Origin of the sequence: Amycolatopsis sp. NPDC051071 (assembly GCF_040682875.1) — a bacterium.
In the GTDB taxonomy this organism is placed as follows: domain Bacteria; phylum Actinomycetota; class Actinomycetes; order Mycobacteriales; family Pseudonocardiaceae; genus Amycolatopsis.
In genome coordinates this window covers 1-19332 of the sequence record NZ_JBFBBY010000059.1, presented here as the reverse complement: position 1 = coordinate 19332, position 19332 = coordinate 1, and the positions used below count along the sequence as shown (strand labels likewise).

At 67.5% G+C, this 19332-nt stretch carries 15 protein-coding genes, 1 tRNA gene and 1 pseudogene; 5 read left to right on the top strand and 12 right to left on the bottom strand.

Annotated features, from left to right (window positions below; genetic code table 11):
* Positions 1-198 precede the first annotated feature (198 nt).
* Both AB0M65_RS20220 and AB0M65_RS20215 read left to right on the top strand, forming a co-directional pair.
* Complete coding sequence (locus tag AB0M65_RS20220) at positions 199-387, top strand: DUF2795 domain-containing protein (RefSeq protein WP_364029385.1); 189 nt, start codon at positions 199-201, stop codon at positions 385-387.
* Between the two features lie 228 nt (positions 388-615).
* Positions 616-746 (top strand): annotated as a pseudogene (locus tag AB0M65_RS20215) (fasciclin domain-containing protein); the annotation flags it as partial.
* 300 nt (positions 747-1046) lie between these two features.
* Here the strand turns inward: AB0M65_RS20215 and AB0M65_RS20210 are convergent.
* The 10 genes from AB0M65_RS20210 to AB0M65_RS20165 form a co-directional block, all read right to left on the bottom strand.
* Positions 1047-1175 carry a DUF6480 family protein gene (locus AB0M65_RS20210; protein WP_364029383.1) on the bottom strand — a complete coding sequence of 43 codons (129 nt, stop codon included), beginning with the start codon at positions 1173-1175 and terminating at the stop codon, positions 1047-1049.
* On the bottom strand, positions 1172-1531 hold the full coding sequence (locus tag AB0M65_RS20205; RefSeq protein ID WP_364029381.1) for a hypothetical protein: 360 nt from the start codon (positions 1529-1531) through the stop codon (positions 1172-1174). The genes AB0M65_RS20210 and AB0M65_RS20205 overlap by 4 nt, the downstream gene beginning before the upstream one ends.
* 228 nt (positions 1532-1759) lie before the next feature.
* Entirely contained in the window at positions 1760-2167 is a 408-nt protein-coding gene (locus AB0M65_RS20200) for an SRPBCC family protein (protein WP_364029379.1), read from the bottom strand.
* Positions 2168-2470: 303 nt separating this feature from the next.
* Positions 2471-2941, bottom strand: a complete 471-nt coding sequence (locus AB0M65_RS20195) for a hypothetical protein (RefSeq protein WP_364029377.1) — start codon at positions 2939-2941, stop codon at positions 2471-2473.
* Between the two features lie 140 nt (positions 2942-3081).
* Positions 3082-3165: transfer RNA gene (locus tag AB0M65_RS20190), tRNA-Leu, on the bottom strand.
* Positions 3166-3384: 219 nt separating this feature from the next.
* Positions 3385-6702 (bottom strand): hypothetical protein, encoded by a 3318-nt coding sequence (locus AB0M65_RS20185; RefSeq protein WP_364029375.1) that lies wholly within the window; start codon positions 6700-6702, stop codon positions 3385-3387.
* 53 nt (positions 6703-6755) lie between these two features.
* A complete protein-coding gene (locus AB0M65_RS20180; protein ID WP_364029373.1) occupies positions 6756-9848 on the bottom strand; it encodes a DUF87 domain-containing protein in 3093 nt (1030 codons plus the stop codon).
* Positions 9848-10474, bottom strand: a complete 627-nt coding sequence (locus tag AB0M65_RS20175) for a hypothetical protein (RefSeq protein WP_364029371.1) — start codon at positions 10472-10474, stop codon at positions 9848-9850. The genes AB0M65_RS20180 and AB0M65_RS20175 overlap by 1 nt, the downstream gene beginning before the upstream one ends.
* A gap of 32 nt (positions 10475-10506) precedes the next feature.
* Complete coding sequence (locus AB0M65_RS20170; protein WP_364029369.1) at positions 10507-12138, bottom strand: hypothetical protein; 1632 nt, start codon at positions 12136-12138, stop codon at positions 10507-10509.
* Between the two features lie 3 nt (positions 12139-12141).
* Positions 12142-12726 carry a TIR domain-containing protein gene (locus AB0M65_RS20165; RefSeq protein ID WP_364029367.1) on the bottom strand — a complete coding sequence of 195 codons (585 nt, stop codon included), beginning with the start codon at positions 12724-12726 and terminating at the stop codon, positions 12142-12144.
* Between the two features lie 252 nt (positions 12727-12978).
* Between AB0M65_RS20165 and AB0M65_RS20160 the strand changes: the two genes are divergently transcribed.
* A complete protein-coding gene (locus tag AB0M65_RS20160) occupies positions 12979-13914 on the top strand; it encodes an SEFIR domain-containing protein (protein ID WP_364029365.1) in 936 nt (311 codons plus the stop codon).
* 114 nt (positions 13915-14028) lie between these two features.
* Here the strand turns inward: AB0M65_RS20160 and shbA are convergent, their stop codons facing one another.
* Positions 14029-14703, bottom strand: a complete 675-nt coding sequence (gene shbA / locus AB0M65_RS20155) for an RNA polymerase sigma factor ShbA (RefSeq protein ID WP_364029363.1) — start codon at positions 14701-14703, stop codon at positions 14029-14031.
* Between the two features lie 290 nt (positions 14704-14993).
* Between shbA and AB0M65_RS20150 the strand changes: the two genes are divergently transcribed.
* Entirely contained in the window at positions 14994-17816 is a 2823-nt protein-coding gene (locus tag AB0M65_RS20150) for a toll/interleukin-1 receptor domain-containing protein (RefSeq protein ID WP_364029361.1), read from the top strand.
* Here the strand turns inward: AB0M65_RS20150 and AB0M65_RS20145 are convergent.
* Positions 17715-18704: a hypothetical protein gene (locus AB0M65_RS20145; RefSeq protein ID WP_364029359.1), complete on the bottom strand. Its 990-nt coding sequence runs from the start codon at positions 18702-18704 to the stop codon at positions 17715-17717. The two genes, AB0M65_RS20150 and AB0M65_RS20145, sit on opposite strands and share 102 nt — an antisense overlap.
* Positions 18705-18967: 263 nt before the next feature.
* Here AB0M65_RS20145 and AB0M65_RS20140 point away from each other — a divergent pair, with 263 nt between their 5' ends.
* The gene (locus AB0M65_RS20140; protein ID WP_364029357.1) at positions 18968-19126 is read left to right on the top strand and encodes a hypothetical protein; all 159 of its coding nucleotides are present in this window, start codon (positions 18968-18970) and stop codon (positions 19124-19126) included.
* Positions 19127-19332: the final 206 nt, after the last annotated feature.

The window sequence follows — 19332 nt, the reverse complement described above, 5'->3', positions numbered from 1 at the left end:
GCAGGGCTCACGCCTGGGACGCGGTGATCCAGTCGACGACGGTGCGCAAATCGCCGACGCACACCGGCGGCGATCGTCTGGGTCACGCTGCGGTTCCGCTGCGAGCTCGGCAAAGCATGGGTGGTTTTGAGCCGCGACCCGGTGTTTGGGGGCCGCGAATCCGGGTAGCCGATGGTTTCAGCCTGGAAGGAGCCTCACGTGAGCGATACGAATCCGATTGAACTCCAGAAACACTTGGCAGGGGTCGACTATCCGGCGAACCGCGACGACTTGATTCGCGCCGCCGAGCAGAATGGTGCCGATGAGGACACGTTGGAAGTAGTTCGCAATCTTCCGGATCGGACCTACGACGGACCAAGTGGTGTGAGCAAGGAGGTCGGGGGCTGACCTGTAACGGTCCCGGACCCGGCATGCTTACCACGGATCACTTCGCGGCTGGAACCGAGATCGCACGCGACTGGACTCGGCGCGACACGCTGGTGATGGTTTGCCGTAGGCAGACTTGCGCGCTCGCGTCCAGTGGCACTTGGAAAAGGTGCAGGTGGTCAAAAATACTGCTGGGCTTTCACCGTCGAGGTAGTGAATGGCGCGCGGATGGTTCTGGCGACCGGCCGCGACACCGCCGGTGGCCCGCTCAAAATCGAAGGCTCCGGCGAGAACATGACCGTCAACGGCGCCAAGATCCTGTGCGGCAACGTCCCACCAAGAACGCCACCGTCTTCGTCATCGACAAGGTCCTGACCCCGGCACCAACAAGAACTAGTACCGGCTGGGTCACACGAATCACCCGGCGTGTGACCTGGATTCAGCGGCCGCCGCGGTCACCTTTCCTCGACCGCGGCGGATTCGGACGATCCGCCGCTGGAGGACGCCGAGGGCAGCGGCGTCCCGCCGGTCGTCGCCGTCGCTGATTCACTCCATGGCAACGGCGGCGACCGGCCCTCTTTGGTACAACATCGTAGAACGTCAAAGAGGGTCCAGCCCGCGGAAGATAGAGAAGCCAGCGATGCCGGCCACCACAAACCCGATCACGATAAGCGTGATGATCAGGCCGGTCCGCGAGGGATCGGCTGCGGGTGTGACAGGCCGGGAGTCTGCCTTGCGTCGGGCGGTGTGTCGCCGGGAGCGACGGAGCCACCGGCCTCAAGACCGGGTACGTCCTCAGGTGCGGTCATCGCCGTAGCCCGGACAAGGCGCACAGGACTGCCCAGCCGGCGGCGAACCCGCCGATCTTCGCTCGCGCGGACTTGTCCGCGAGCGACAGGCCGAAGATTGCGGCGTCGGCCGCATCGGCTGTCACCCGCGCTGCCAGTGCCACCCGCAACGGCCTGCCTTCCGGCGCGAGCATCATGGCTACGCCGATCGCGGTGTCCCGGGCACCGATGGCCGCGATGAGGGTTCGGACCGGAGCCGGGACCTCGCCAGTCGGGCTTGTCAGCCCACTCGGTTTCGCCAGCAGTTTGGGCGCGACGATCAGTGCGGCGCTGTAGGCGGCCGTGACCCCGCCGAGCACACGGGTGAGAGCTGGCATAGCGAAGATCTCCTAAACTGATTGCCGGTTTAGCGAACCCTTGGTCAGCTCGGTATCTGTCCCGCCGGTCTTGGACATGCTGTGCTATCGCGTCCCGACGGCGATGAAACCTACGCTGGTCTGCTCGCAGATCACCATCCCTGGATCAAACTCTATGGCCCGGGGAAATCCTTAAGGTAGGCCGATACCGCGTCAGGAACAGCTGAAACCGGGTGCGGGCACACGTCTTCAGCCGTGTTCTGCGGCTCGTTTAATGCCGGAAAGGGTTTCTTCCAACGCCTGGTTGATTTGTTCCCCTTCGGCGTGCTCAGTGTGCAGTTCGACGGCGAGCGTGGCGGCATTCTCCGTGTCGCCGGGCCCGATGTGGAGGCGGCCGTGGTAGTCGTGAGGGCCCGGAGCGCCCCATTCCAGGGATTTCCCCTCCTCAAGGACATGGATCCAGGCTTCGCCTTCGACGTCCTGTTCAGGGCCGTCGGCCGGGTCGATGTGGGCGGTGACTTCGACCTTGTCCCCTTCGAGTGGTTTGGCGGAGGTCAGGCGAGGCATGTAGTTCGGTAGATTCCGCACGTCAGACAGATAGGTGAACAAGCGCGCCGGTGGCGCATCAACGGTGATCGATTTCCGGTAGTCACCCATATCTGCCTCGGCCTCCTGAATCGGTTTTGGAGCGATCTTTCCAGGCGGGTACCCTCCGGCTCGGGATCCACACATCGCCGGCCTCGCCTGTCGGCCTTGGCCCAGTAGGACCCGTGGGAACGGGCCGTACTGGGCGAGACCAGAGCCGCGACGACGGGACTCCATTCGCGGATTGTCGGCATAGGGCGCCGCGCCGACTCGGGTGCAGGCCGGTGCCGCAGCGGCGACAAAATCGGCGGGGTCGACACCGAGGCGACAGCAGCAGTCGTGCCGCATCGAAGTCCTGCCGGGTAGCGGGCGTGGTCATGATGCCTCCTCGGCGGCGGCAAGAGTGGTGTGGAAGGCGCGCAGCATCGTCTGCACGGCGGCTTCGGGATGGACGACGAGAGCGTCGTGGGCAGCGTCGGCGACCAGGAGCATGCGGCTGCCCGCGTGAGCACCGCACACCTTGCGAACCGGGGCCGACAGGGCGACATAAGGCTTGCGGGGCATGACGAATACGCCGTCCGGGCGCCGGTGGATCACCGCCGACGTGCCGACCAAAGTGATGAGGAGCCTGTCCCCCGCGTTCCAGCCAAGCGCCGCAACGGCGCCACGCTTCTGCAGGCGACCACCGGCGTCCATCACCGCGATCGACAGCCGCGGCCCGCCACTCGTGCCGAGCACGCGCAACGACGGCAAACCGAGCGGAACCGGGGCCGACGGCGACGCCTGGGCCAGTACAGGTGCGGCTACCCGGGTGGGAAGTGACAGAGGCACGACAAGACGGCTCATGACATACCTCCCCTGCGTGCTGCACGCGGGGAGGGCGCGACCAAGATCAGCCTAACTGAACCGGCAGTCCTGCGAACGCAAGAAAGACCCGCCGTAGCGGGCCGATTACTCTGTGCTCTGGGAGATCTACCAGGAATATGTGTCCGAGGGGGGACTTGAACCCCCACGTCCGTTAAGGACACTAGCACCTCAAGCTAGCGCGTCTGCCATTCCGCCACTCGGACTTGCTGATGAAGAGAGTATACGTCGCCTGATAGGCTCCAATCAGGGGGGTACGTATCGTCACAAGGGCTCACGTTGAGACGATGATCGGTTACCGTCGGGCAGCCTGACGGCCTCGAAGCGCCGCCTAAACCAGCAGGTCAAGCGGCAATAAGTGCTGAGAGCGACAGGATAACTACAGTACGGAGGGGCCGAGTGGGCGGCTCGGCCCCTCCGCAGTGTTACCGCCGGACGGTCAGGTCGTCGGCGTGCGAGCGCAGGAGTGCGGCGACCCTCGGCCAGCCGACGTTGATCCGCCGCGCCCAGCGGGCGAGGTCTTGCGGGTCGCCGTTCTGGGCGGTCATGCCGAGGGCGAACCCTTCACGGAGGTGCCCGCCGTCGGCGACGTCCAGGACGTCCCGGATCGGTTCGGGCGGCCAGCCATCCGGGTGGACGGAGGTGCCCGCCAGTACGGTGCCGATCGCTCGGTCGCCGGACTCGGCCCGGCCGCGTTCTGCGAACTCGGCTCGGGCGCGCGCGACCCAGGCTTTCAGGGCGGAGGCGTCGGAGTCACCTGGCACGGTGCGCAGTTCGAAGATCGCGAACCACGCATCGACCAGTTCGACGCGTGGGGAGGCGTCGTCCGCGGGGTGGATCCGGGTGTAGAGATCGACGAACGCGACCGGGTTCTCGGCGAGGATCCGCTGGAGGCTCTGTGGGGTCCGGCGGTGCTTGAGCGCCGAGTGGTACCGCAGTTCCAGGCGCGCGACCGCGACGTCCGATCCCCCGGCCTCCACCAGGTGGTCCAGCAGCGGACCCACCTGTGCGACGGCGTTGCGGTCGGGCCTCTCGACACCGTCCGCGGACGCCTGGAGCAGGATGTCTTCCAGCAGGGACGCCGGCGGGGACAGTGGCTCGGGGGCGCACACGCCGAGCGCGAGGGCCTTGACCGCCGCCCACGGGCGCCGCCGCGCGAGTTGCGTGACGAACGCCAGTTCGTGCCCCTCGGGAAGCGGCCAAGGGGCGACGCGGGCCCAATAGTCCTCGTGGACCGCGTCATCGACGGAATCGAGGAGGGCCGACGCGGGCACTGCCAGGAGGAAGTCGACAAGACTGTCCTGGCCCTTGAGCTGCGTCGCGACCTCTTGCCACCATTCTTCGCCTTGGGATCGCGCCATCTCGGCGGCCCAGCCGGACGCCCATTCGTCCCTGCCCAGAACGGCGAGTGCGTCTTCCTGGACGTCTTCGCCCGCCGCCTGTGCCGCGGTGACGCCGACCAGCCGGGGTTGTGCGCTCTCGGCGGCGAGGACGGCGAGTCCCGCGACGCCGTGTTCACGCAGCACCCCACCGACGGCTTCGCGGCGGAGGCGGTCGATCTCGGCCTTGAGTGCTTCGGGATCGAGAGAGTCGCCGTCCTCCAGATACGGGTGACGGCCGAACAGCAGGACGTGCCGCCTCGGGTTGACCGCGGGCTCGATCATTTCGGCGCAGGAGTCCAGCCACTGCAACAAATCTTCCGGCAGTGCCCATTCGGCACCGGCGTAGTGGCGGTGCTCGGCGGTCAACCCGGTCAGGCGGCCCCACAGGCGGAACCGAGCATCCGCCGAGAGCCGGTCGGTGTCCAGTCGCGTGAGGTCCTCCACGACCCGGTCCCATTGCGAGGTGGTCAACTCCGGCCGCTGCTCGAAGAATTCGCACCATCGTTCGGGGCGTTCTTCCAGCGCGGCCAGCGCCGCGGTGACGAGTTCGTCCTGGAACTCGCCGGGACCGGTGGCTGCCGGCGCCGGGACCGTCCATTCCAGACGGACCTGGGGCCGCTGCGGGCTCGTGAGCAGATGTCCTTCCGGGCCACCGAGCAACGCGAGCACCAGCCGCCAGCCGACCTCCGGGGTCCGGCGGCCGATCGCCTTGACGAAGGCCGTCCGCTGCCCGTCCGGCAGCTCCAGATACGGATGCCACGGCTGCACGAGCGTGACCAGGGCTTCGAGCGGCCGCTCCCCCGTTCCTCGCGCCAGCTCGGCCAGGATGGAGACGACCATCGGCAGGGCTTCGTCCAGCCAGCACACCGACTCCAACGCCGCGATCAAGCCGCGCGACGTGCTCAGCAGCGGAGAAGGATCACTGGTCAGCGCACGGTCGACGGCGCCGAGGAACTCGTGAGGAGCCGCTTCGGCCAGCAGGGGCAAGACATCGTCGAGCGACTGCCAGTCGGCCCGCCCCAGCAACTCCCGCACGAAACGGGCGGCGTGGTCGGCGCAGGTGACACCGTCGGCGAGCGTCGTCTCGCCTTCCGACGCCAGCAGCGCCGCGCTCTGCGCCAGCCCCCGCCGCAGTTCCGGCGACCACGTCCGCTCCGGCTCCGAGAGCACCTTGACGGCTTCCTCGTGCCAGCGCCTCAGGTCCTGCGCGCTCAGCCGCCCATGGAGGAGCGACCAGGCGTCGTGCGGATCCGCCAGCCGCGATCGGCCGCCGGACCGGACCAGCAGCGGGTCGTCACCGAGCTCGGAGCTGGCGAAGAACCGGTCGAGCTCGTCGACCTCCCGGCCGGCGATCACCGCGATCTCGTCCCGGTCCTGCGGCGAATCCGCCGTCCACCGGCCGATCAGCAGAAGAGGCGCGGCGAGATCGCGCTCCAGCGGATTCACCCATTTCGGGAGATCGTCGGCCACGCTGAGCCGACGGCGCAGGCTGCCGAAACTCCGCCGGACCTGATCCGCATACGAGACCGCGTCCGCGAGCGGGACACCGGCCGCGGCGAACGTCTCGGCCGCCTTGTCGCGGGGAATTCCGGGCAGCACCAGCAGATCGCCGCCGGTGCGGTCCGGCGTGGTCCGCACCACGACGACGTGGCCGGCGGTGACGTCCCCCGGCTCGACGGCGGGGCCGTCCACCACGGCGACGAAGGGAGCGTTCAGGCCGCGGCAATGCCGCCAGCCCTCCTCACTCGATACGCGCACGGCCCGCGTTCCGGGCCGGTGCGCCGCCAGCGCGGTCGCCACGAAGGCCGCGGCCTCGGTGCGGCTGCCGGCGTACACGGGCAGGACCGACGGCTCGGCGTCCAGCCAAGCGCACAAGCGGTCCACCTCACGCTCGCGGCCCAGCACCGGCAACTGTGCGGGCAGCACCGGATTCGTCGCGTGCCGCCAGGAATCGAGCCACTCCGTCAGGTCTTCGAGGCCTTTGACGACACCGATCCCGAGCTCCGGCGCGACCCGGATCAGTTCGGTGATCAGGCTCGCGATGTCCTGTTCCGCGGTCCGTTTGCCGAGCCTGCGGAACCGCAGGCCGGCGAGCCCGGCGAGGTCGGACGGCAAGTCGCTCTCGGACGGCATGGCGGCGCCGTCGGTGAGCACCGGGACGACCGTCGTCCCGAGCCGCAGTGCTTCGGCGATCCGCTGCCGGACGCCGTCGTCAAGATCAGCCGTCCAGCCTGCTCCGATCGGCACCACCATGACGGTGGCGTCGGCTTCCTTGCCGAAGACATGACTCAAACTCCGGTCGAGACCGCAGGTGCGGTCCTGTCCGTCATCGACCCGGGCGTTGATGAAGATCCCTGCCATGGTGTGAAATCCTTCCCAGCGAGCACAGTTGATGAGGTGTACGGCTTGCGGTTTCACTCGGCTTCTCCACGCGCGCGAGCGAGCACCTCCTCGATGCGGAGCGGGCTGGCCGGATGATGGGTGAGACACAACGGCGTGGTCACCTGCTGGAATCCGAACTCCTCCCCCGCCACGTAGAACTGGGCGCGTTCCAGCCGGGAGATGTCGTCGACGGGGCTGCCCTTGGCCCTGGCGAGTTCGTTGGCCGCGGCGATCTGGGCGGGACTGTTGAGCCTGCCGAAGAACTGCGTCATGGCGTTGCCGACGACCTGGTTGTGCAGCCCCTTCGGTGCCTGCGTGGCGAACAGCAGGCCCAGACCGTACTTCCGCGCCTGCGACGCGAGCACAATGGTGCTGCGGGTACTGGCCGTGAGGGTGCCAGACGCCGCGAGAGTCTGTGCTTCGTCCATCACGAACAGTGCGCCGAGCGGCCGCTCCCCCGCCGGATTCCGTTTGACCCAGGCGAAAAGTTCCATCTGGAGCTGGTTGACGAAGTTCTGCCGCTGCCCCTCCGACGGCAGGCCGACGAAACTGATGACCGAAACCCTCGCTCGCTTCCCTTCCCCTGGGGCGAGCAGGAGACCCGGATCGACCGGTTTACCGCCGCCTGCCAGAAGAGGATCGTTGACCATGGCGGCTTTCAGCCACTCGGCCAAGGCGGCCGCCACTCTTCTCCCGTCGTTCAAAGTGCTGACGCCGTCAGGCAGATCTTCGAGGACTTCGATGAGTTCCGGGAGACTCCGTGACCCGGTGCGGGCGTGGTGCACGACCGCCTGCCGCAGTACCGCCAGCCCGATGTCGGTCTTCGCCGTGCTGCCGGTCAGCCGGACCTGCGGGGCGAGCGTGGCCACGGCGACTTCGACGGCCGCGTTGAACTCGTCCTCGTCATCGAGCACACCCGCGAAATCGGGCAGTGGCTGGAACGCGAGCGGCCTGCCGGTGGCGCGCCCCGGGGTCCAGACGACGACGTCCGTCTCCGCCAGGTATCGCTTGGCGAGCTGGGCGTCTTCCGGCGCCCACGCCGATGGCGGCTCCGGCCAGGCGTCACCGAGCCGGGCGAGGTCGTTGTTCGGATCCAGCACGATCGCCGAGACCCCTTGCAACGCGCACTCTTCCACGATCCGTCTCAGCAGAACGGTTTTCCCGGAACCGGATCCCGCGAAGATCGCGGCGTGTTTACGCAACGCCGCCAGGTCGATCCGGACCGGTTTCCCGGTGTCGACCGCGGTGCCGAGGGTGATCTCCCCGTCCGCGGGCAGCGGAGGGGCCCCGCCGGGGCCTTGCTTCGTGACAGAGTGCGGAAGGGGCTCGGGGAGAACGGCGGACAGGAGGTCCGACCGGCCGGCGGGGCGCCGGTCGACGAGCCACTCGTGGAGTTCGCGGCTCCCTTCGGTGAACATGTTGTCGAGCGCCCAGAACGTCCGGGTGTCCGAATCGGACAGTGGCAGATGCCGCCCACCCGCGGCCAGGAACTCTCCGAGTTCCTTCTGGGTCGTCGGACCCGGCGACCACGACGAGTTCCGGAGGAGGATGAGATGGCGGTTGTCCACGCCTTTCCGCAGTCCGGCCGCGGACCGCGCCTTCCGGAAGCGATGCAGTACCGCGAGGTGATGTGGTGCCGCGATCGCACGGAAGGCCCAGTGCTCTTCGAGGTCGGACGCCTCGTCGACGGTACGGGTGAGCCTGGCGTGCAGCTCGTTCCGATCGTTCTTGGCTTCGCAGCCCCATTCCATTCCGTCGTTGCCGTTCTCGGTGATCCACGCCCGGAGCGCCGCGTGCAGCAAAGCCGGCATGGCCTTGTCCTCGGTGTTCTTGTCACGCAACGCGGACGGATCGGCGGTGGACCGCAGTTCCTCGAACCTTTTGTCCAGTTCCGCGAACCGATCGGCGGCCATCGCCGGACGCGCTACCGCCGCCGGGCGCGCCCTCTGCTCGTCGAACGCGGTCAGCTCGGTGATCCGGCCGGTCCGCAGGCAGGTCTCGATATGCGCGCCGATCCGTTTCAAGATCTCTCGCGGGGTCAGCTCGTCCCAACCGCCTTCGAAGGCCGAAGGCGCCACCGGCCAGGTGGGGTGCGGCGGCGCGAACTTCATCGCGGAGTAGGCGACTCCGAGGCGCTTCGCGACCAGTGCCCTGCCCACCTCGGCGTCGGTGACCCGGCCGAGGATCAGGGCCTCGCGGAACCGATCGGGGACGGTGTCCGCGGCCTTCTCCTTGAGCAGGGCCCAAGTACCGGGCAAGCAGGCGAGGACCGTCATGGTCCGGCTGGTCACTTCCCGCAGCCCCATCAGGCCATCGGCGATCTGTGCGACCAGCAGCACCTCCTCGTGACTGTCCTGGATTCGCTGTGTCGCCACCGTGGACCGGGCCACCAGGGTGTCCAGCTGGTCGACGGCGACCACGATCGGCCCGGTGAGCGCGAGCAGCCTCGTGATGTTCTTCACCTGCGTCAACGCGGACTTGGGCTCCGACCGGATCCCCCACTTCTTCCGGTCGCCGGTCTTCGATTCCGGGAAAACGCCGAGGTAGTCGTCTCCGACGTAGTTCTTCTTCGAGTCCTCGCTCGCGTACAACACGAGGGCCCGCGCCGTGTCGGCACAGTCCCTCGCGACTTGTCGATCGAGGGTTTTCACCCCTTCGACGAAGGCGTCGAGATCGTTTCTCGAAACGCCGCGCCCGTTCAAGATCTTCGAGGTGACCTGTGCGTCGACACGGGCGCGAAGACAGACCCTTCGAAGAAAACTCGTGAGCTGCGGCACGCCAGCCTCGTCCAGCCTGGACAATCCCCGGCGTAGAGCCTCCGCCGTGTTCTCCCAGAACGCGTCACCCGCCGTGAGGTCGTTGAGGAAGAAGTAACCACGGGCCTGATGGGCTTGCTTCCGGACGAGACCGAGCAAATGTGTCTTGCCGACCCCCTTCTGTCCTTGCAGGACAAGGCCGATCGGGCTCGGTCCGTCACTGGCGGCGGCGGCCCGGATACCCGCGTTCGCCGAGGCCAGCACCTCGGCGTGCAGACCGTCCACGTGGTACGGCGAATCGCGCCACACATGGTCGGGTGTGTCGGCCCAGTCGAACCGCAGGGCCGCGAGTGCCGTTTGCGGGTCCATCACGGCGCCTCGATCGAGAGCAGATGGTTGTCCTCACCGCCGATACGGACGGCCGCGGCGTGATCGGCGGCGGAGAGGGTCTTGCGGTTCGATTCCGGGACCAGATGCACCTGTCCCGAACGACTGAGCTCTTTCAGCACCGCGTCGACGTCCACAGTGGACGCTTCGCCGAGCATCGGCCGCAGGTCCACCAGCCCGACCCAGTCGCGGGGACTGCGCGACAGTTTGCGGTAGGCGATGCGGATCCGGCTCTCGATCTCGTCGGTGGTCAGCTCGACCTGCGGCATGAAGAGGTCGGCCAACCGAAGCTTCTCCCGCCGGAGATGCCTGCCGAGCCCGCCGAGCAGGACGTAGAGCGCGCTGCCAAGACTCCCCCGGGGCGGCGGCGCCTCCCCCTCGCTCAGCTCTTCTTCACACCAAGCCCAGCCGCGTTCGGTCAGCTCGTGGAAGTAGGGACGTCCGCGTTGCTCGCTGGCGACCAGATCGAGGTCGTTGAGCTCACGCCGTTCCTTGCCGTCGAGCGCGAAGCCGACGATCCCCCGCAACTCCGGGTTGGAGATCTCACGCGCGATCACCATCAGCACGAGCATCGCCGCGGTTTGCTTCTGTCCCAATCGATCCGTCATCCGAGATCCTTCCACAGCTGGTTTTCCTGGCATTACTGATCGAGAAATCCACTGAATCCGTGCCGCTCCGCTCGGGCTTCGACGATCCGCACGGTCCAGTCGATCGCCGCGCGGGTGCCGAGCGGCGCGACCACCCGCGCGTTCGGCTCCGCGTCGGACGACCGGACCCGGACCGCGAGCAGGAGGTCCTCGGCGAGTTCCTGGACGCGCCCGCTCTCGCCGGCGCCGATCACGATCTGGAGCTCGGCGACGATCTCGTCCACCAGTCCCCACATGAGCGGACGCAGCCGGGCTCGTGCCGCCTGCCGGAGCGCGCCGGCGACGTCGTACTCTCCCGGTTCGACCAGCGCGGTGGTCCCGCTGAGCTGATCCACCAGGCTCCTGGCGACCTCCACCGGGCCGCGGGTCTGGCCGAAGTGCAGATACCGCAGGTTGCCGACATAGCCCGGCAGCGCGTTCGGATCCGTGTCCTCGGTGAGCACCGGGATGACCCGGCGGTCCTGGCCGAGGGTCCGGTGCAGGAACAGCTCGACCTCGGCGGACTGCCACCGGCTGACCTCCCCGTCGACGATCAGGCAGAGATGCCTGGCATCGTCCTCGGTCCTTTCCAGCAGTGATCGTTCCCCGGACAACGACAACACGGACCGGACACCCAGTTCTCCCAGGTATTTCCTGAGTTCGTCGGCGAGCGGCCGGGTCGGCCTCGGGGTGCTGACCCGGACGTCATGGATGAACGTGCGCTTCTCGGTACGGACCGCGGCGACGTAGGCGTCCCGGTTCTCGGCCAGCAGTTCCGTCCGGTCGAAGTCGTGCGCGATCACCGCCGCCACCGTTTCCAGTGCGAAACTGATCTGATCCGCCGTCGGGCTCTGTTCTTCCATGACCGGGAGCTCTTCGCCGAAGGTCCAGTAGGACACGTAGGGCAGCGTCAGGTGACGCGACATCAGTTCGGGTGGGACCTCGCGGTCGAGCCAGTTGCCGAAGAGCGCCTTGGTCTCCTCGAGGCAGACACGCCGCCACTCCACCGACCGCGCGTACTCTTCGCGGGCGTCGAATCGGGACAGCACGGGCAGGACGGTCAGCTGCGGCCGGTCGTAGGGCAGGAGATCGCGGGCCACATCGGCTCGTTCGGCGATGTCGACCGCGCCTCTCATACTCTGCACGTTCGCCGTGAACAGGACGACGAGCCGGTCCGGGAGGTGCGCGGTGCAGATGCCTCCGATGTCAGAGATACCCGTCCGGCTGTCGAGGAGGACGTAGTCGTACTCCGCCGTCCATTGTTCCCGGCAGCGCTCGAGGTAGTCGCCGAATCCTTGCAGGTAGAGGGATTCCCAGTCGATCGCCTGGATCCGGCCAGCGTACTCGGCGTCGGCGCGGCCCGCGGCGATGACGTCGAGCTGCCGGACGCCGGTCAGCCTGGTCGTATGCGCGCGGGGGCGGAACCTGTTCGCCCGGAAGTCGTCGACCAGATCCACCACCCCGCCGACGGGATCCGCGCTCATCATCGGCCGGAAGTAGGCGTCCAGGCCGGGTGCCTCGAGATCCCAGTCCAGGCACAGCACCCGATGTCCCCACCGCGCGAGGAGGACGGCGACGTTGGCCAGCGCGAAGCTCCGCCCGACGCCGCCCTTGTAGGAGTAGAAGGTGACCACGGTTCCCGGCATGGGTCAGAACCTCGGCAGCTTCGACGGTTTCGGCAGGACGGGGGCGGCTTCCTCCACCGGCCACTCCGAACACCACTCGGGCACCTGCGAGATGATCTCGACGAGCTCCTCCACCACCCGCTCCATCTCACGGTGGAAATCGATGTACTCGGCCGTGTTCTGGTAGTGCGGATAAGGCAGGTTCCAGGTCTTCAAGCTCCGCATCCTCCGCTGATGAGCGAATTCGGGGAAGTTCTTCGAGTCACTGAAGATCACGGGATAGATCAGCCGCCCCGGCCACTCCCGCGTCCCGGTCCCGACGAGCGCCTCCCGCTTCTCCATCGAACGCCACTCCGCCATGCACCATTCATCGTTGAAGTATTTCGGTGAGCACACCGGGATCAGGATCCGTGCGCGCCGCAGTGCTTCCCGCGCCAATTCCGGCCATTCACCGCCAACGGGAACCTGATCGTCAAGAAATATCTTCACGTCATAGTCGACCAGGTCGTCCATCAGTTCCCGGAGCCGCGGGTAGAAGTGGTTGCGTACCCAGACCGGAACGGTCGGGCTGCTGCGCTGATAGCTGATGAACACGTGGTACTCGTACACGAGCGCCCTTGACCCTTCACCCGCCGACCTTCCGGACAAAGCGATCGTAGGGTCGACGACCCCCTCGAAAAAGGTACAGAAACACGACAAAAACTGGACACGCCTTCGACGGCGAAGATGTCATGGACATCCGGGAAGCCGAAAAAGACAGAAAGGTGACAAGCGAGCGGCAAAGGGTGCACACTTCCGGCCGGTGGTCAAGAATGCCTCTCACCCGAGTAGCCGGGAACCCCTATTTCCCAAGGAGTGCCGATGACCGACAACGAAGCACCGAAGGTGTTTGTGACATACGCACATGATTCGCCGGAGCACAAGGATCGGGTCCGCCGGTTCGCCGAATTCCTGCACGGCCAGATCGGCCTGGAGGTGCACCTTGATCAATGGGACGACGACAGTCGTCGCGACTGGTCTTTATGGGCGTTGGAACACCTCGATACCGCGAATTTCGTAGTCGTCATCGCTTCGCCGGAATACAAGCGCCGGGCCGAGGGAAGGGTGGCCGCGGACGATGGGCGGGGGTCGCAGTTCGAGGCGGCGCGGATCCGGGACCGGTTGACCGAGAACCTGGGCCGGGAGATCAAGCGGATCCTCCCGGTCGTGTTCCCGCGACAGTCCGTTGAGGACATCCCGAATTTCCTCAACCCGTACTCCACCACGAGGTACCCGATCGACACCTTCACCGAGGAGGGTGTGGCGGATCTGCTGACCGCGATCACCGGCCGGGCCCGGCACCAGCGGCCCGAACGGGGAGAGTGGCGCGGAGGCGCGGCCAGTGCTCCCAAGCCTCATCGGACACTGCTGGCGACCGGCATGGACTGGAGGGCATGCAGCACGCGGATCCGGACCGGGGGCGCGCGGATCGGCGATGTGCACTACGCGGACAGCGTCGTCTTGAGGGCGCCGGAACGGCTCGGCTTCGTCGAGGTGGACCTCGGAATGGCCTACCGGCGGCTGACCGCGGTCGCCGGCGTGCTCGACGACGCCGTCGAGACCTTTCAGGTCGGCTACTTCCGGTTTCTCCTCGACGGGGAACCTTCGCCGGAAACCAAGGTGGCGGTGGGAAAGCCGGCCAGGATCGAAGTCGACGTCAGCGGCGTGCTGAAGCTCCGCCTGGAGATGTACCGCCCCGGCACCACCGAGCACCGGTGGTTCCCCGAGCTCGCCTGGGGCGACCCCGCGGTGGAGTAGCGGACCGCGTTCACCCGGACGACGTCAGCTCGGCGAGCCGCTCGGCCAGCGAAGTCATTCCCGCTGGGCGGCCGCTCGTGCTCCCGCCGGAGTCGGGGCCGAGCTGACAGCGCCTCAGAAGTCGTCCTCCGCCCGCGCCAGTTCGCGAAGCTTCATCAGCGCCCGATGCTGTTTGACCCGGACGTTGCCCGGCGTGAGCCCGAGCGCCGCCGCGGTCTCGCCTGCCGTCAAGCCGACGACGATCCGCAGCGTGAGTACTTCCTGCTGTTTCCGCGGCAAGGTGGCCATCAGCCTGCCGAGCCGCGCACCGAGATCGACACCGAGCATATGGCTCTCCGGTTCGTTCGTGACCGGACCGCGTTCCGGGAGCTCGGGCACCGGCTCGGACCGGTCACGGGACACCGCGCGAAAGGCGTCGGCGACCTTGTTGGCCGCGATCGCCCGGACCAGGTAAAGGAACGAGCCGCCGCGATCTTCATAGGCGGGCAGCATCTTGAAGACGGCGAGGCACACTTCCTGCGCGACGTCGTCGGCCGACAGGTAGGAAAGATCGCGGCCCCCCATCCGGGCGCGGCAATAGCGCACGAGAATAGGTTTGACGACGGCCAGTAACGCGTCGACCGCGGCCGGGTCGCCGGTTTTCGCCGCGACGACCAGCGGGTCGAGCAGCTCTCTCGTCATCCGGCCCGCGGGACGCGGTGCCGTCTCCACCGTGTGGTACCCCTGGACATCCGCGTCCCTCGGCGGGGGGTCGAGGGTGGTCATCGCGGTGGCAGTGGCGATTCCCATGTTTTCTCCCGGGCGTTCATGGTTCGAATGCCAGGTAATCGAGGAACGGGGACTCCGCGTTGCGGTCCGTATGTTCTTGTCCAGGTTTTGTCCGTTGACAAAATACCTTTCGCCCTGGCATTCCGGCTGATTCCTTCGACGGGTGGGTCAGATCAAGGACAGTTCCCCGCATCCTCGCTGCCACCGGTAGCGAAACGACCCCGATCACCGATCCTTGCGCTGGCGAACCGATCCACTCGGGACGCGGAACCGATTTCACCCAGCGAACGCCACCCGGGGAGAGCGCGCAGATGACTGATCCGGACCCTGGCCTGTCCGATGCTCACACCACGAATCGTTTCGACGTCTTCCTGTGTTTCACCCGAGCCGATCCGGAAGGCACGGCACGGGTCGCCGAGCTAGGGGAAGCGCTGCGCGCGGCGGGACTTCGGGTCTTCCACGACACTGTCGCCGACGAAGACGCACCGGTCACCGGAGAACTCGCCGACGCGGTCGCCGGCTCACGGGTCGTGCTCGCCTACTACTCCCGTACCCTCCCGGCGGACCACAAGTGCCGATGGCAAGTGACCGCGGCCTTCGTGGCGGCCCGCCGTCACGGCCTCGCGGCGGATCGGGTGCTCGTCGTCAATCCGGAGCCTGACAGCGGGCACATCGCACTCTCGGAACTGGCGGGAGCGAACTTCTTCTCGGGGCCGGTGACCGCGGGGACGATGCCGGACCTGGTCGAACGCGTCCGGCGCAAGGTCGCCGAAGCCGGACATCCACTCGGCGCCGGGAATCGCACGCCCGGACAAGGCGTCGCCGGGAGGCACCGGGAACTCTGGGCCATCCACAATGGACTCCAAGCCGCCCGTTCCCCGCGCAGGACAACGCATTCGCGGCGCGCGTTGATGTTGCGTGGCCTGCCGGGGATGGGCAAGACCGTGCTGGCGGAACAGTACGCCCACCTCTTCCGCGGCGACTTCGGCGGCGGCGTGCTCAGGCTCGGTCCCTTCGGCCATCACGCGCCGGAGGAGGTTCTTTCCCAGTTTCACCTGGCGTTGGCGAGGGTCGCCGGTGACCGGCTGGGCATCGACGTCTCGGGCCTGGACCTCGACCGGCTGCGCGAGCACGTCGCCGACCGGATCAGCGCCGCCGGGGAGAAGGTCCTCGTACTCGTCGACGACGTCCCGCCCGGTCTTCCCCCGAATGTGCTCGATCGGCTGCTGCTGCCCTCGCCGGAGGTGTCCACCCTGCTCACCGGCCGGACCGGACGCTCATCTTGGGACGTCGCCACCGTCGAACTGGCCGGGTTGCCCGCGGACGAAGGGCTCCAGCTGTTCCGCGAGTATCACGAGGACACCGAGGACACCGAACGGGAGGCGGCCCTGCGCCTTGTGGACCGTTGCGACGGGCATCCGGTCACGGTGCGCGCCAACGCCGTGACCAGTCCGCGTTCGCCCGGCGCGGTGGACGATCCCAGCCGCCCGGAAACCGCGCCACAGGCGATCCGTGAGCTGTTCACGCGGCTCGGCCCGCTCGCCACCACGGTGGTCCGGCTGGGCAGCCTGCTGGCCCCGGTTCCCTTTCCACTCGGGTTCGCCGGTGAAGTTCTCGGCTTCGACGGCGAACGTGAGATCGCGGAAGCCATCGACGAGCCGGTCGCGCGTTGCGTCGTCTCGCGGGTGGACGGCGGGCTGCGGCTGGAGCCACTCGTGGCGGAAGTGGCCAGAGCCGAGCTCGAGCCGGACGACCTGCACGCGCGTGCGGCGGCGGTACTGCCCCGGTACCTCTCCGACGAGCGCGCCCGCTATCGGGATTTCCTCCTCCAACATGCCCGCACCCTGGCCGAACGCGCGTCCGCGGCGCACCGGATACGCCTGCTGCGCCCGATCGCGACCGCCCACGAAAAGCAGCGGGATCCACAGGCGGCAGGCGAAATCCACGCCATGATCCTGGCGACGGAGGGAGCGGCGAACTCGGACTTCACGGCCGCCGCACGGGTCGAAGTCGCTTGCGGGCTCTACGGAGAGGCCCTTGACCACGCGCGGCACGGCCTGCTGCTGGCGGGCACCGAGGACGAGCGGTACGCCGCGAGACTCATCGCCGCACAGGCGCTCGACTGCCGAGGAGACTACGACGCCGCCGATCGGATGTTCTGGCGGGCTTTCGACGACCTGCCCCCGAGTCGTCGCGAAGATCGGCCCGCCGCGGTCGTGGCGGCCGCACAGGCGTTTCGCCTGCGCGGGCTCCCCCGGGAGTCCATCGCGTTGCTCGACGTGATCTTGCCGGGACTGCGAGACACCGCGTCCGATCTTCTGCCGTCCGCCATGCTCGAATACGTCCGGGCCCTGCTGCTCGACGACCGGACACAGCGCGCACGCCAAGTCGCGGCGGAGGTGGTCGCGGCGTTTCGCGCCACGGGCAGAGAGCGCCATCCTCGATGTACCGAAGCCGAGCTGCTGCGGGCCGAGGCGACGGTCACCCTCGCTTTGCGGGACCTCCGGCCGGAGGAGCGGCGATCCGCGACGGAACTGCGTGAACTCGAAGGCATCTGCCGGAAGCGCCACGGCTCGGAGAACCCGCTGACCCTGACCGTCGCGGCCATGGCCGCTCGCGCACTTCTGGGGCTGGGCAAGCCGGAACAGGCGTTGTCCGAGCTGAGCACGATCGAACAGACCGTCCTGCGTGTCTTCGGAAGAGAGCACGGGCTGCGTTACCGGATCAGGCATGGCATGGCGCTGGCGCATGGCCAGCTTGGCGAGTTCGGCCGTCAGGCGGACCTGATGGAGGACCTCCTCCCTGCCCAGATCCGGCTGCTGGGTTCACGGCATCCGGAAACCCTCGAAAGCAGGCTCGACCTCGCAATCGCGCTCGTCTTCGGCGGCCGCGGCGACTATCGGCGTGCCACGGAACTCCTCGACGACGCCGCGGACGACATCGTCGCGACACTGGGCACCGATGCCGGACTGTCGGCGAGGGCGATCGCCGCCAAACGAGCGATCCGGCTTCCCCTGCCCCTCGTCGAGACGTCAGCTCACCGAACCGGGCAGGGTGGGGTCCGAGTGTTTCCAGCGCACTCCATAGGCGAAGCCCGGCTCAAGCCGCCGGAACTGGACGTGGATCTCCCCTGACGCGTCCGGCGACAGGGAGAGCCCTTGTGTCGTGTCGTCACTCGCGTCGTCCTGGAATACCCGCTCCATTTGCACGACTTCCTCGGGCATCGGCCAGGGGAACCGGATGTGCAAGTCGAACAGGTCGACCGGATGCCGGGGCACACAGACGAAATGCGGTTGAGTGAAGTCCGCTCTGAACCGCAACGCGATTTCGTGGCGGCCCCGCCGGTTCAGCGGCGTCGGCAAGCGCAAGGCGAGACCGACCCGGTCGCTGGATTCCATCACGCGTTCGGTGAGGAGTCCACCGTGGAAGATGTCGACCCGAAGACCGTCGTCACCGATGGATTCCCCGCGGTAGGCCGAGTTCGTCACCGTCAAAGCCAGGTCCAGTTCGGCGATGTCGTCGGCGTCCGCGACGATCCGTCGGAACTCGAAGCCCTCCGGCACGGGCTGATCGAGCGCGAGGGCCACCCGTAACTCTTCGGTGTGCCAGCTCCTGCTGGGATAGGCGGGCTCACCTGCCCCGGATTCGCTTGTGGACGCTATCGCGGCCTCGGCGAGCCGCTCGATTCCTTCGTCTATCCGGCGTCGCGCCGTCCGATCGTCCCGTTCGAGCTGCTTCGCCAGCCAGCCGACCCTGTCCTGATAGAACGGGTTCCGCGCCAGTTCGTGCAGCGCGAACGCGGCCAGCACGGCGATGCGCAGATCATCGGGCAGCGACGCGGCCCACTGAGCCAAGCACTCGGTCGTCTTTCTCCTGATCTCCGCGTTTTCGTCGTCCTCGTCGATACGGCAGACCGCGCGCAAGGCGGGCCCGGCTCGTTCGGCGAGCTGAGGTGCCGGAACTCCCCTGCCCCGCCGGAGCAGCTTCAATTCGGCGACCAGCTCCGCAGCGCTGATGTTCACAGTCCTCCCCTGATGGTTCAAGCAGGTGGTCAATAGTCGTCAGCGCGGCGGCCCGTGTCCAGCAGGTCACGACGGTATATCGACGATCGTTATTCACGGTTTTCCTTTCCCGCCCATACAGGAAACAGGAAACTCCTTGTCGCGCCTCGCCGGTGCGTCGCATTCTTGTTGAGCCGCAACGATTTCGCGGCGAATACCACCCGAACCAGCGGTTTTCCCGTGTTGTCGAGTGCTGCCCAAGCACGCCAACCCAAGGAGTCGGAATGAAGGTCATGTGCTCGTTTTCGCTGCTCCTGCGGCTGGCCTTCTGGCTTGGGATGGTCGCGCTCTTCACCGGGCTGTTGCTCGGCAGCACGCAGGGAACCGCTCCCGCGATCCCGGTCAGCCCCGCGGTCGCGACGCACGGAGAGGAGGTGTGCTGACCATGCAGACTCACGCCATCGGCCTGATCCTGGCCCTGCTCGGCTACGTTTTCGGTTGAGGACGACGATGATCGGCAACGGGCTGTACGCGCAGCCGCCGGCCGGGTCCGCGGACCCGGCCGGCGCCCCCCGGGGGACGGGGGGGGGTGCAGGACCCCCCCCGCACACTAGCCCCCCCCCGCGGGCGGGGGGGTGTGGACACGCCG

What these genes read in the sequence shown, in the direction of transcription:
- AB0M65_RS20180 (WP_364029373.1), bottom strand. Translation starts at nt 9,848, where the DNA reads ATGGACCCGCAAACGGCACTCGCGGCCCTGCGGTTCGACTGGGCCGAC.
- AB0M65_RS20205 (WP_364029381.1), bottom strand. Translation starts at nt 1,531, where the DNA reads ATGCCAGCTCTCACCCGTGTGCTCGGCGGGGTCACGGCCGCCTACAGC.
- AB0M65_RS20160 (WP_364029365.1), top strand. Translation starts at nt 12,979, where the DNA reads ATGACCGACAACGAAGCACCGAAGGTGTTTGTGACATACGCACATGAT.
- AB0M65_RS20195 (WP_364029377.1), bottom strand. Translation starts at nt 2,941, where the DNA reads ATGAGCCGTCTTGTCGTGCCTCTGTCACTTCCCACCCGGGTAGCCGCA.
- AB0M65_RS20200 (WP_364029379.1), bottom strand. Translation starts at nt 2,167, where the DNA reads ATGGGTGACTACCGGAAATCGATCACCGTTGATGCGCCACCGGCGCGC.
- AB0M65_RS20210 (WP_364029383.1), bottom strand. Translation starts at nt 1,175, where the DNA reads ATGACCGCACCTGAGGACGTACCCGGTCTTGAGGCCGGTGGCTCCGTC.
- AB0M65_RS20175 (WP_364029371.1), bottom strand. Translation starts at nt 10,474, where the DNA reads ATGACGGATCGATTGGGACAGAAGCAAACCGCGGCGATGCTCGTGCTG.
- shbA (WP_364029363.1), bottom strand. Translation starts at nt 14,703, where the DNA reads ATGGGAATCGCCACTGCCACCGCGATGACCACCCTCGACCCCCCGCCG.
- AB0M65_RS20140 (WP_364029357.1), top strand. Translation starts at nt 18,968, where the DNA reads ATGAAGGTCATGTGCTCGTTTTCGCTGCTCCTGCGGCTGGCCTTCTGG.
- AB0M65_RS20150 (WP_364029361.1), top strand. Translation starts at nt 14,994, where the DNA reads ATGACTGATCCGGACCCTGGCCTGTCCGATGCTCACACCACGAATCGT.
- AB0M65_RS20170 (WP_364029369.1), bottom strand. Translation starts at nt 12,138, where the DNA reads ATGCCGGGAACCGTGGTCACCTTCTACTCCTACAAGGGCGGCGTCGGG.
- AB0M65_RS20185 (WP_364029375.1), bottom strand. Translation starts at nt 6,702, where the DNA reads ATGGCAGGGATCTTCATCAACGCCCGGGTCGATGACGGACAGGACCGC.